This window comes from Sporosarcina gallistercoris, assembly GCF_014836415.1.
Taxonomy (GTDB): Bacteria; Bacillota; Bacilli; order Bacillales_A; family Planococcaceae; genus Sporosarcina; species Sporosarcina gallistercoris.
Map to the genome: position 1 here is coordinate 194,354 of NZ_JACSQY010000001.1, position 12,693 is coordinate 207,046.

The following is a 12,693-nucleotide window of genomic DNA, read 5'->3' on the forward strand; positions in this document are numbered from 1 at the left end:
ATTGAAGTTAGCTGCGTCTGCCCCAGAACTGATATAAGTCTGTACGGATGAAGCCATTGAATAGTTTGCGTTTCTTTGTGGCTCTTTTACCATACATCGTCTCGAAATTTTCAAGCGAAGAAAGCATGTACACGGACCAAGATGGATAGGAATTCATGACCGTCCCGAGTGTAGCAGTGATGTCTTCAGCTTCTTCCAATTCACCGAGACGTTCACCATAAGGAGGGTTTCCGACTAGAACGCCATTATCCCCTTCAAGTGATAAATCAGCAACGTTGCATACATTCCAGTTGATAATATCTAAAAATCCTGCTTCGGCAGCATTTTTTTCTGCGATTTTAATCATCGCCGGATCCCAATCAGAACCTGTGATCATCAGTTTACGATCATAGTCCGCAACGTCCTCGACCTCTTCACGAACACGATCCCACACGGATTCTGCCATCCATGGCCATTGTTCGCTCAAAAACTCCCGATTGTAGCCCGGTGCTAAGTTTTGTCCGAGCATCGCAGCTTCAATCGGAATCGTTCCAGACCCACAGAACGGATCGACAAATGGCCGATCCGGGTTCCATTTCGTCAATTTAACGAGTGCCGCAGCTAATGTCTCTTTTAACGGAGCATCGCCTTGTCCTATACGATAGCCGCGTTTGTGAAGTCCTGCACCGCTCGAATCGATTGTTAGTGTCACCTTATCTTTTAAAATCGATACTTCCAATTTGAATAAGGGACCGGTTTCGTCTAAAAATCCGACTCGGCCGTGGACAGTTTTAAGTTTTTCTGCAATTGCTTTTTTAACAATCGCTTGGCAATCAGGTACACTGTAGAGGATCGATTTGACGGATTTCCCTGCAACCGGGAATGCCGCATCCACGGGAAGGTATTCGTCCCACGGTAAACCTTTCGTCTTTTCAAACAGTTCGTCGAACGTAGTCGCTTTGAATTCACCTACGATAATTCGTACGCGGTCTGCGATTCTAAGCCACATATTCGCTTTTGCAATTGCGTGTGCATCACCAGAAAAATAAACTTTTCCGTTCTCAGTCAGTGTTTCATATCCCAGAGCTTTCACTTCGTCTGCAACGAGTCCCTCAAGCCCCATTGCTGCAGTTGCTACTAATTTGTATTCTTTCATGAATCGTACACTTCCTCTCCACTTTTGAATCGCTTTATGTACGTGTTATATATGATCAAACCTATTTTCTAACGCAGAAATGCTCTCCATAAATACAGGAGAGCACGAATGTATACATGTAAGTACCATCAGGAAATTCGTAAGCCATGTTTTGTTCCCTTGTACTCAAACGGTTTACACCTCGTACTCAGGGTGGTAATCATCTATCTACAGACGATTGTCTGTCCCTTCCTCCGTTCATTTCCTTCGGAAGAGCGCCCCTACCATAATTTGGGTTTCTCACTCGCGGGGTTTACCTCGTTCCACCTGTACCGTTTCCGATACAGCTCCGTCACTGTGGCACTTTTCAGGAAACGTCTTCCATATCCAATAATGGACTTAGGAATTATTTCCGCCGTCAGCTGAGTAAACAGCGCCCCGGCTTATTTTTTGGCCGGGCACGAACACTACGGACATCTCAGTACCGTGTGAGCATGGACTTTCCTCTCCAGTGTCTAGCACTGCAGCAATTACCTGAATTTCCGTCATGGCTTGATTAGTATACAGCAGAACCCCACTTTCCGCAAGGGTAAGTGGGGTTCATCTTATTCGTTTCCTGAAAGTTTACTGCCGAAAACAGCTTTTTCCAAATTAGAAATACGTTTCAACAAGTCGAAGTTTGTTGTCCCTGGAGCACTCGATGCCGGACGTTTCTGGACAGTGGATAATTCGTTTTGAAGTTCTGCATTTTCACGTTCGAGCTCTGCGATCCGCTTTTTAAAACTTTCATAATCATGAATCACACTGTCCAAAAACAAATCAACTTCTTCTTGGTTATAACCACGCATACCTGTTTTAAACTCTTTTTCAAGAATCGTTTTTGAATCCAATTTAATATCCATTCAACAACGTCCTTCCGTCAGTGGTAACTGATTTAAGTATAGCATATCATGTCCAATCCTGTCTGCTCACGTCAAGATTAAACGTGTTATTTTGTCGAGTCCTGCGCTTGCCCGGGAAATAATTTTCTCTTAAGTCTCATTTCCCGTTTTGTGAATTCGGCAATCATGCGCATAGAAAATGAAGCGGTCAAAGAGGAGTCTCGTGACAACAATCCTTTGGCTACCCCACAAAGTTGCAATGCCTTTGTGCAGTCTTTGTTTTTATGCTCATGAATTTTCGCCATTTCCTCAAGCGCAATAATCCGTTCACGCCCAGCAGACTTCGTCATACACACACCGAACGCTTCTAATGCCTCTTTATATTTCCCATTCTTTTTTAATAGGAAGCCAAAATGGAAGTGAGTTGTCGGATGCTGTGTCCCATATTCCTCGATTACTTGTTCTAACACAATTGCTGCTCGACTGTGCGACTTCAGGTCAGCATACCATTTACCGATGTTCGTTTGACTAACCGCAGTCCCTGATAACTCCTCTTGTAAAAGGAGCTCAGTTGAACGGATATATAGCGTAACAAGTGATAAAATATCGAGTTCATTGTGCAACAATATCTTCATCAGCATTTCTGCACGTCCATTTTTAACGGCATCTTGATAGATGATCGGTGCCAAGTGACCTGGCATATCATCTTCCCGCACGAAACCTAGTTGTTCCTCTTCAACTGCGGGTAATTTGAATGACTCCATCTCATGTTTCCATATGCGTCTGGACCCGTGAAGCAGGTCGATCTGATCGTGCTTAGGCAATGGGGGCAGCAAGTTACGGTTCATCGTCCATCTCGTATCCAATTGGGGCATATCGAAACTCTTTCCGTTATACATGACTAATGTAACCGGCTTTTCCCATAAACCCGTTGCATATAGGAACGCTGCTTCATGGGCAGGCCCCGGAAGGACATATTGTGTCATTCTGAAGCCATTTCCACGTTGCTCGATTAGACCGATCAGGAAAATAAGTGTACCAGTCCCTTTCAATCCAGTCGTTTCGGTATCGAAAAAAAGAAGTTTTTTGTCGGGGTCAGGTGCTAACGGATGTCGTTCACCTGAGCTCTTCCATTTTTGCAACGTGACCGTCAGCTCATTCAATTGATATTTTCCGTGTGTATAGGTTTCGTCATAGTCCACAATTTTCTTATAGACCGTGCCGTAGAGGTTGGTCTCTTTTTCAAGGCCGGCAGCTAGCCACTGTGATTCGTAACTAGGAGATGACGCTTGAGCGATTCCTTGGGTTTCCTTAGGGGCGGAAGTGACTGATTCCGTTTTTTTTAACATACCTTTCATCTTCATCAGATTTTGTTCATAGGACACGCATGTCACCGCCTGCCAAACTCTTCAAAAGCTTTTCAGCACCTAGTTTCAGATTCATATCCGATTCCGGCGGACCTGTACAAATTGGACAGCCCGCCTCACACTCACATGAACTTACGTGTGAGGCCGCTTGACGAAGCAATGCATTCCATAGGTCAAACATCTTTTCACTCAATCCGATCCCACCAGGATAACTATCGTAGATGAAAAATGTCGGTTTTCCCGTGTGAACAGCTTTCACTTGCGGTACGACATGAATATCAGTTCTGTCACATTGCACAAATAACGGAATAAAAGATTGCATCGTATGCGCTGCGCCGGTCATAGCGTCAGTCAAGGCAGCTTCTGTCCATCCTTCAGGGACATCAAATGCCAGCCACGTGGAAGCCGTGTGGAGCTCTTCAGCAGGCAGGCGAATAGGTCCGGAACCGATATTGTCGTGTGAATCGAACCGGATTTTCTTGAAAATTGTAGGAATAGCAAGTACAGCTAGGTCTCCGAATGCCACAGTACCGGAATTTTGCTCCTGCTTTTTGTCTTCACTGATCACTTTCAGCTCAACTGCCAGATTGGCGTCTGTGAAGTAATCGACATCCACTTCTGTCACATACGCTTTCTTTTCTTCCCAATCCAGCATTTCAACTTGGAATTGTGTGCCTTGGTGTAAATAGATCGCTTCTTCATGTAACAGGGTCATCGCACTGAAACGATCCATTTCTCCGATGACTGTCGTTTCTTTTGGACGTGTTCTATCGATAATCACTACGTTCTCTTGTGAAGCGGATCGTAAACTAACTTCACTCGCAGGAAAACGTTCTGTCATCCAATGCCAGTGGTCCCCTGCCAAAACGAGAACTCCTTCAGCTGCTAGAAATTCCAATAGCTGCTGGACATCGAACTCTGCATACAGGTCGTTCTCAGAAAAAGGCAGTTCAAATGATGCACACCTAAGATGGTCCATGAGAATCACAATATTATCAGGGTGGATATGCGCCTCTTCCGGAGACCCGCCTAATAAGTAATCAGGGTGCTCAATGATGTATTGGTCCAACGCCAAGGACTGCGCGACATAGATGATCAGGGCGTCATCTTGCCTTCTTCCTGCCCGCCCTGCTTGTTGAAGTGCACTGGCGATATTTCCTGGGTAACCCGTCATCACACATGCTTGGAGTTGACCTATATCGATTCCGAGCTCCAGTGCATTTGTACTGACCACTGTTTTAATCGACCCATTTCGAAGTCCTTTTTCAATTTTACGCCGCTCTGAAGGAAGATATCCTCCTCGGTATCCCATGATCGTCTCGTCCATCAATTTCTTTTTGGTGAGCTCTTTCATGTAAGTCACGAGCATTTCCACGCGCACTCTGCTTTTCGCAAAAATGATCGTTTGTACCCCTTCCCGGTATAGACGGGAAGCGATATCCCGAACTTCCAAAACGGCACTCCTGCGAATACCGAACGTTTCATGGACAACAGGTGGATTGTAAAACAAAAAATGCTTCTTGCCTGCGGGCGCTCCGTTATCTGCAATAAGCTCCATTGAAGAATTCGTCAGGTTTTCCGCCAGTTGTTGGGGGTTAGCAATGGTTGCCGAAGTACAGATGAATACAGGATCGCTTCCATAATACGCACAAATTCGTTTTAAGCGTCTTAAGACATGGGCAACATGTGTACCAAACACTCCCTTATACGTATGCAACTCATCAATCACGATATACTTCAAGTTCTCAAAAAGTGATACCCATTTTGTATGATGAGGTAAAATTCCGGAATGGAGCATATCGGGATTTGTTAACACGATGTGCCCAGATTTGCGAACCTTTGTTCTAAGACCCGGCGCGGTATCCCCGTCATACGTATAACTCAAAACCGTCTCTCCGCTCGCTTCAATAAGTGCATGCAGGTCAGCTAACTGATCTTGCGCAAGTGCTTTAGTTGGAAAGAGATACAATGCTCGTGATGCATCGTTCTCCAATATGCTTTGAAGAACTGGTAAGTGATAACATAGCGATTTACCCGAAGCTGTTGGAGTGACCGCGGTGTATGATTTTTTTTGCTGAGCAAAGTCAAATGCTTTCCGCTGGTGGCTGTATAGCTTTTGGATTCCCTTATATGAAAGAGCTTTCTTTAATGAAGGATGCAATTTTTCAGGAAAAGGAGCATAGATGGCATCCTTTCCTTCCGTCACTTTATAATGCTTTACATTCGTCGCAAATTCGGGATCTTGTTTCAACTCATCAATAAATGATTGGAGATTTACATTAGTTGCCATCTCCGCCCTCCTTATTCTCTTTTTCCAACGCGATCCGTACAGTATTCAACGTATAACTTGCGGATTGGATCGATTGAACAAACCGTTTCTTCCCTGTCTTTTGATAAAAGGACTGAACAGTGAATTGCTTCATCAGATCATTCAGAGTTGAAATCTGAATGGGTCTTACATATTTCGGACGGCTAGTTCGGATCCACTGTTGTACGAGTTCGTCCCATTCATTTATCATCTGATGCGTTCGGTCGGCATATGGTTTAACTTCTTTATAAAAGTCGGGTTCGCGATTTTCTTTGCGCATGTCGCTATGCCGGACTAGACATTCATCACATACTTCAAGTAATTGTTCTGTCAACTTCTGTAACCTCATACTGCTTGTCACCTTTCTACTGCTTCTATTTCTAAGTTTATCAAACTAGAGCTTGCAGTTCCAACATTGTCGAACGTCCATTCTTCTTTCAAATGAATAGCATTTTATAGTTTGCAACCTAATCAACGTTTTAACGTCTCAATATTGTGGTATGATACACTGATGACGTGAGGTGAGTATGTTGGTGATACGCTATCCAAATGGCAAAAAATATATAGCTGCTGCGACGAAAACAGCTGCCAAACCAACTTCTTCAACTTTCAGCAACCGAGGTAAAACGTTGGAAGATGAATTGAATGACAGTAACGAGTATTATACGAGTAGAGGGATTGCAGTCATTCATAAAAAACCCGTACCTATTCAAATTGTCAACGTCCGCTATCCAGCAAGAAGTGCTGCAGTCATAACTGAAGCTTACTTTAAAACTGCTTCCACAACTGACTATAACGGGGTTTGGCAAGGGAAATATGTCGATTTCGAAGCAAAGGAGACGAAAAACAAAACTTCTTTTCCTTTACAAAACATACATGATCATCAGGTGGCACATATGTCCCAAGTGCATGAGCAAGGTGGAATTGCATTTCTAATCATACGTTTCTCTCTTTTAGATCGTTATTTCGTAGTACCCTTCAAGAACTTCATCGAAAAGTGGAAACGAATGACAGAAGGTGGCAGAAAATCGATCACACTTGATGAAATCGTGGAAATATCCATCGAATTGCAACCAGGCTATCAACCTCGTCTCGATTATTTACAAGCAATAACCGGCATGGTGGAACATCCGACCGGCGAACGAACCGAAAGGCAGGAATCCTAATGGACAATAACACTCCTAATTCAAGGACCGCACGCAGACAACAAGCAGAGGCGGAACAGAAATCGTCACGTAAAAATAAAAAGAAACCTAAAAAGAAAAAAGGTCTCATTAAGACCATATTTAAAGCAGTCGTCATCATCGGATTATTATTCTTAATGGCAGGCGGTGGACTATTCGCGTATTACGCGAGTACAGCACCTGAATTGGATGAAAGCCTTTTAAAAGATCCACTTTCTTCTAAAGTTTTAGATCGTAATGATAATGTCATTTACACAACTGGAAATGAGAAACGAAAATACACACCATACGACCAAATACCAAAAGAATTGGAAGCCGCAATTCTTGCAACGGAAGACTCACGTTTTTACAAACACCATGGAATTGATCTATGGCGACTTGGTGGAGCTGTCCTTGCCAATCTTAAGAGCGGATTCGGCTCTCAAGGTGCATCGACGTTAACACAGCAAGTTATTAAGAACTCTTTCTTTACAAACGAAAAAACTTTAAAGAGAAAAGCGCAGGAAGCATGGCTGGCCTTTAAACTCGAACGAAATTATTCCAAAGAAGAAATTTTTGAAATGTACTTTAACAAAGTCCTCATGTCAGGAAATAAATATGGATTCGGAACAGGTGCTGAGTACTTTTTCGGAAAAGAGTTAAAAGAATTGGAGCTTCCTGAGATGGCAATGCTAGCCGGAATGCCTCAATCACCAAATGCCTATAATCCATTTAAACATCCTGAACGCGCCGAAAAACGTCGTGACATAGTCTTAAAACTTATGAATCAGCATGGAAAAATTACACAAGAAGAAATGGATACAGCAAAATCCATCCCTGTCACTGCTTCCCTTCTTCCTGAAGAGAAACGTGAAAAACCGACTGATACTAAATACCAAGCGTATATCGATATTGCAATGGACGAACTACAAAAAGCAGGTTACAAAGATATTGAAGCAGATGGCGTAACAATTCAAACTGCACTCGATCCGGATGCTCAAAAAGCTGTTGAAAAAGCACTTGCAGATCCAAGTAATTTCGAATCAGACACTATTCAAGCAGGTATGACCGTTGTCGATACAAAAACGGGCGAGATTGTGGCTGTTGGTGGCGGACGTGATTACAAATTATTCAACCACAACTTTGCAAGCGACCAAAAGCGACAACCTGGTTCTTCCATTAAGCCGATCCTCGATTATGGACCAGCTATTGAAAATTTGAATTGGTCGACTGGTCAAACGATTGTTGATGAAAAGACAAAAGGCATAAACGCTAACAATGTCGACGGTAGATTTAAAGGACCAATTACAATGCGACAAGCAGTTTATGAATCACGTAATATCCCAGCAATTAAAACATTCAACGAAGTCGGCACTAAAAATGCTAAAGAATTTGCAAATTCACTTGGATTGCCAGTTAAAGAACTGAATCCATCTGATGCAATCGGCGGAGGCGGAAACGACTTCTCCACTCTGCAAATGGCAGGTGCATTTGCTGCATTCGGTAACGAAGGGATTTACAATGCTCCCCATGCAGTGAAAAAAATTATTTTGCGAGATGGTAAAACTGAAATTAATCTTGCTCCAGATCCGGTGTCGGTCATGAAAGATTCCACCGCTTATATGGTGACAGATATGCTTCGTGACGTTTTGACAAAACCAAATGGAACTGGAACAAAAGCCAATATCCCTGGCATGGATATCGCAGGGAAAACCGGCACAACGAACTACGATGCAGATTTTAAGAAGAAAAATAATATTGGCCAATATAGTGTCCCTGACTCTTGGTTTGCAGGATATACAACCGATTATTCGATTGCCGTCTGGGGTGGTCATGAAAAACGCAATGAACCGATTGTCGGCTTCCCCGGCGGGCGCGATATGCCGAAAGAATTGTTCCGTCAAGTGATGAGCGATATCACTTCCGGTAATAATCCTAAAAAGTTCAAAAAGCCTAGTTCAGTTGAGGAAGCTACCATCGTAGTAGGATCCCAACCGCTTCAGTTGGCAACCAATAGCACACCTAGTAACTTGAGACAGGATGAGCTATTTGTTCGAGGAACCCTTCCTGAGCGCACATATGTAGAACCGGAGCCTGAGGAAGAAGTGACTGAACTTGAAGCGCCGACTGACTTACGGGCAGAATATAATGCCGATAATCAGGAAATAGACTTGAGTTGGAACCATAACGAACCTGATTCCGATGACTTCGATGGTGATGTCACCTTTGCGGTTTCAGTTTCAGTAGATGGCGGAGGCTCTCAATCACTAACGGAAACCGGAGATGATTCCTTCACGTTCGGAAATGTGGAGCCCGGACATACGTACACCTTCTCTGTTATCGCAAAAGCAGGCAGTCTCGTTAGTTCCCCTGCCTCCACTACACTTATGATTCAGGCGACTGAAGAAGAAAAGCCTGAAGAAAACCCTGAGGATCAAGAGCAAGGAGATTCTGAACAGGACAATGTGGATGAAGGACAAAACGATGGTTCAAACAATGGGAACAATAACGGAAGCAATAACGGCAACGGGAACAATGGTAATAACGGCAACAATAATGGCAACAATAATGGCAACAACGGGAATAACTCTGGAACAAACGGTAATGGTTCAGACGGAAACAATACAGAAAATAATGGAGACGGCACTGGCGAGGAAGGCTCCGATGAAGTCAGCAGTAAACCATCGAACAATCCGAACTCCAACACAGCCAGTTCACCGAAACCTCCTGCAACTAAGCCCGAGGATACGACAACGTCAAACGATAACTGACACCAAAAAGCAGCAACTTCGTGAATACGAAGTTGCTGCTTTTTCAATTGGCGATAAATCTGGCCGTCTTTTTTCTCAATTCCGTATAGAGCAAACTCAACTGGATAAGCGCAAATGGACTTACCATCTTGTCTTTGATGAATTGAAGGCGCTCCTCCCCATTTAAGGGCTCCATCTTCGTACGGCGGTCAGAACCGCCAGCTGGTGCGCATACTCTAAGCAGCTCTTCATAGTTAGCAATCGCAATCTTCATCAATTCTGAAGCGCTGCTATGCTTCGCGTCATAAAGCTGCTGAATCTCAGGTTGCAGAGACTCCCACTTATCAAAGTAAGGCATGACTTGCTGTTTTGTAACGGTTGGGTTTGAATTATCCATACTGTTTCATCCTCTTCTTTCCTTCCCGACAGACAGAAAGTAATGGACATTCCGGACAATTCGGTTTTTGGGCTTTGCAATGATATCTACCGAAGAAAATAAGTTGATGATGCGTCTGAGTCCAACGCTCTCTCGGTGTCCACCTCATGATTTTTTCTTCGACTGCCAAGACAGAGTCTTTCCATCGATTCATTCCTAATCGCTTTGCAACCCGCTCAACGTGTGTATCGACGGCAAGTGCCGGAACACCAAACGCATTTGAAACGACAACATTCGCCGTCTTCCTGCCGACGCCTGGAAGTGTTGTCAGCACGTCACGATCTTCTGGAACTTCTCCGCCGAATTGAGTGAGAAGCATGAGTGACAATGCTTGGATATTTTTTGCTTTGTTACGATACAGACCGATGGAACGAATGTCCTGTTGCAGTTCCTCGATAGGAACTTCTAAATAATCTCCTGGTGTTTTGTACTTTTGAAACAACCCTGCAGTTACACGATTGACTAATACATCTGTGCACTGTGCGGATAAAAGTGTTGCAATCACTAATTCAAACGCATTTTCATGCACAAGTTCACAATGTGCATCTGGAAACATGTTGTCGATTTCCTCTAAGCAATAGTTCCACTCAGCTTTAGTTAACATTCCACTCATCCATCCCGCTGTTCAAGCCAGTTATATAAGGGAACCCGTTTCACAGTTCCTTGTTCTTTTCCCTGCCGTATCGTTTGTGCAGGTGACCGGAAAGCTTTTGTTTGTTTTTCGACATCTGCCATGGTCGTAACATTTTTCTTTTTCCACTCAAACAAAATGCGGTCGATATAACGCATACTCAATTTCTGAGCGATGACTGCCTCTTTTAAAGCCGCTTTTATTATGTCGATCCCATGATGATCCTGATCGATCCACATCGCAATCGTTTCGCATTCCATCGGAGACAGCAGGCGCCCGAATTCTTGTTCAAAAATGTGGAAGATCTGTCCTTCATCTTCCTTTTCTTTCGCTTCAACTGTTTGATTCTTACTCGCAATTTCACAATCTAAAACCGCTTCCCATAAAGGTTGCAGTGAAAATTGTTCAAACAGCACCCCATTGGAATCACTAGCTTGATCGATTTTCAAATATCCTTTTTGCATGAGTCGCTGCAATATTTGGGATACCTCATTTTCTGTGAGATTCATCCTTGAGGAAAAAGCGGAGGGCGTAGGAAACTCAATTTGTTGAGCTTTGTAGGCTTCCATTTGTAAAATGAGCATGGCATCTGAATCTTGGATACCTAGTTTTTTATATGAGTTAAAAAAAAGCTGGGGAATAGTAACATTCCCCTGCTCAATCCACATCCGGAGCCGGTCATCTTGTTGCATATGGCGAACTCCTTCCTTGTTACGTTATTAAGGATACAAACGGTTGAGCAGACGTGGGAACGGAATCGTTTCCCGTACGTGCTCGACCCCTGAAATCCAAGCGACAGTACGCTCTAATCCAAGACCGAACCCAGAGTGCGGCACTGCGCCATATTTACTTAATTCCAAATACCACTCATACGCAGAAGCATCCAGCTGGTGCTCTTCAATACGTTGTTTCATGAGCTCATAATCATGGATACGTTCTGAACCGCCGATGATTTCTCCATAACCTTCCGGAGCTATCAAGTCTGCACATAGTACGACATCATCACGATCAGGATGCGGCTGCATGTAGAACGGCTTGATGCCGATCGGATAATTCATGATGAATACGGGCAGATCATAACTCTCGGCAATTGCGGACTCATGAGGGGCTCCAAAATCGTCTCCCCATTGAATATCGTCGAATCCTTCTTTGTGAAGGAACTCAATTGCATCATCATATGTGATACGTGGGAATGGTGCTTGGATTTTTTCCAATTTCGACGTATCCCGACCTAGACGTTCCAGCTCCAGTTTACAATTTTGAAGTACCGATTGAACAACGTGTGCTACATATTGCTCTTGTACTTCTAAGCTTTGTGCATGTTCCACGAACGCCATTTCAGGCTCGATCATCCAGAATTCGATCAAGTGACGACGGGTTTTCGACTTTTCCGCACGGAATGTAGGGCCGAAAGAAAATACTTTACCTAGAGCCATCGCAGCTGCTTCCATATACAACTGACCTGACTGGGAAAGATACGCATCTTCATCAAAGTATTTCGTATGGAACAACTCTGAAGTTCCTTCAGGAGAAGATCCCGTCAAAATCGGCGGGTCGATTTTGATGAATCCATTCATGTGGAAAAATTCATAGGTTGCGCGAATGATTTCGTCACGGATCTTCATCACCGCATGTTGCTTGCGTGAACGTAACCATAGATGACGGTGATCCATCAGGAATTCTGTTCCGTGCTCCTTAGGCGTAATTGGATAATCCTCAGCAGCTTTAATCACTTCAATCCCTTTGACTTGCAGCTCATATCCGAAGCTCGATCGCTCGTCTACAGTGACCTCGCCCGTTACATATAAAGAAGTCTCTTGTGTTAACCCTTTTGCTGTTGCAAAAAGCTCTTCACCGGCATCTTCTTTTACAACCACACCTTGTACAAAGCCAGAGCCATCACGTAATTGTAAAAATGCAATTTTACCGCTTGACCGCTTATTGGCAAGCCATGCACCCATTCGTACTGTTTCGCCTTCATGATCAGGCATTTCGTGAATCATAATCGTTTTCATAAGAGCCTCCAAATTTCTCTAGGTACGT

11 protein-coding genes and 1 other RNA gene are annotated in these 12,693 nt (G+C 43.8%); 2 read left to right on the plus strand and 10 right to left on the minus strand.

The genetic code is table 11. The features are described from left to right. Positions 1–7: 7 nt before the first annotated feature. From H9659_RS01055 to H9659_RS01080, 6 genes are all read right to left on the minus strand, one after another. Positions 8–1,135: a THUMP domain-containing class I SAM-dependent RNA methyltransferase gene (locus H9659_RS01055; RefSeq protein WP_191688068.1), complete on the minus strand. Its 1,128-nt coding sequence runs from the start codon at positions 1,133–1,135 to the stop codon at positions 8–10. A gap of 136 nt (positions 1,136–1,271) precedes the next feature. Then, positions 1,272–1,656: RNase P RNA component class B (gene rnpB, locus H9659_RS01060), an RNA gene on the minus strand. 63 nt (positions 1,657–1,719) lie between these two features. After that, positions 1,720–2,016 (minus strand): cell division regulator GpsB, encoded by a 297-nt coding sequence (gene gpsB, locus H9659_RS01065; RefSeq protein ID WP_191688069.1) that lies wholly within the window; start codon positions 2,014–2,016, stop codon positions 1,720–1,722. Positions 2,017–2,102: 86 nt separating this feature from the next. After that, positions 2,103–3,380, minus strand: a complete 1,278-nt coding sequence (locus H9659_RS01070) for a ribonuclease H-like domain-containing protein (protein WP_191688070.1) — start codon at positions 3,378–3,380, stop codon at positions 2,103–2,105. Further along, positions 3,370–5,652, minus strand: coding sequence for a DEAD/DEAH box helicase (locus H9659_RS01075; RefSeq protein ID WP_191688071.1), 2,283 nt, complete (start codon positions 5,650–5,652; stop codon positions 3,370–3,372). The genes H9659_RS01070 and H9659_RS01075 overlap by 11 nt, the downstream gene beginning before the upstream one ends. Continuing rightward, a complete protein-coding gene (locus tag H9659_RS01080; protein ID WP_191688072.1) occupies positions 5,642–6,019 on the minus strand; it encodes a YppE family protein in 378 nt (125 codons plus the stop codon). The genes H9659_RS01075 and H9659_RS01080 overlap by 11 nt, the downstream gene beginning before the upstream one ends. 181 nt (positions 6,020–6,200) lie before the next feature. Here H9659_RS01080 and recU point away from each other — a divergent pair, with 181 nt between their 5' ends. Together recU and H9659_RS01090 are read left to right on the plus strand one after the other, a co-directional pair. After that, positions 6,201–6,836, plus strand: a complete 636-nt coding sequence (gene recU, locus H9659_RS01085; protein ID WP_191688509.1) for a Holliday junction resolvase RecU — start codon at positions 6,201–6,203, stop codon at positions 6,834–6,836. After that, on the plus strand, positions 6,836–9,604 hold the full coding sequence (locus tag H9659_RS01090; protein ID WP_191688073.1) for a PBP1A family penicillin-binding protein: 2,769 nt from the start codon (positions 6,836–6,838) through the stop codon (positions 9,602–9,604). The genes recU and H9659_RS01090 overlap by 1 nt, the downstream gene beginning before the upstream one ends. Before the next feature lie 43 nt (positions 9,605–9,647). Here the strand turns inward: H9659_RS01090 and H9659_RS01095 are convergent, their stop codons facing one another. The 4 genes from H9659_RS01095 to asnS are packed head-to-tail and all read right to left on the minus strand — an operon-like array spanning position 9,648 to position 12,665. Then, complete coding sequence (locus H9659_RS01095; RefSeq protein ID WP_191688074.1) at positions 9,648–9,980, minus strand: YpoC family protein; 333 nt, start codon at positions 9,978–9,980, stop codon at positions 9,648–9,650. After that, positions 9,973–10,623: an endonuclease III gene (gene nth, locus H9659_RS01100; RefSeq protein ID WP_191688075.1), complete on the minus strand. Its 651-nt coding sequence runs from the start codon at positions 10,621–10,623 to the stop codon at positions 9,973–9,975. Before nth ends, H9659_RS01095 begins: the two co-directional genes overlap by 8 nt. Positions 10,624–10,628: 5 nt before the next feature. Beyond that, a complete protein-coding gene (locus tag H9659_RS01105) occupies positions 10,629–11,342 on the minus strand; it encodes a DnaD domain-containing protein (protein ID WP_191688076.1) in 714 nt (237 codons plus the stop codon). Positions 11,343–11,369: 27 nt separating this feature from the next. Continuing rightward, on the minus strand, positions 11,370–12,665 hold the full coding sequence (gene asnS / locus H9659_RS01110) for an asparagine--tRNA ligase (RefSeq protein WP_191688077.1): 1,296 nt from the start codon (positions 12,663–12,665) through the stop codon (positions 11,370–11,372). Positions 12,666–12,693 lie beyond the last annotated feature (28 nt).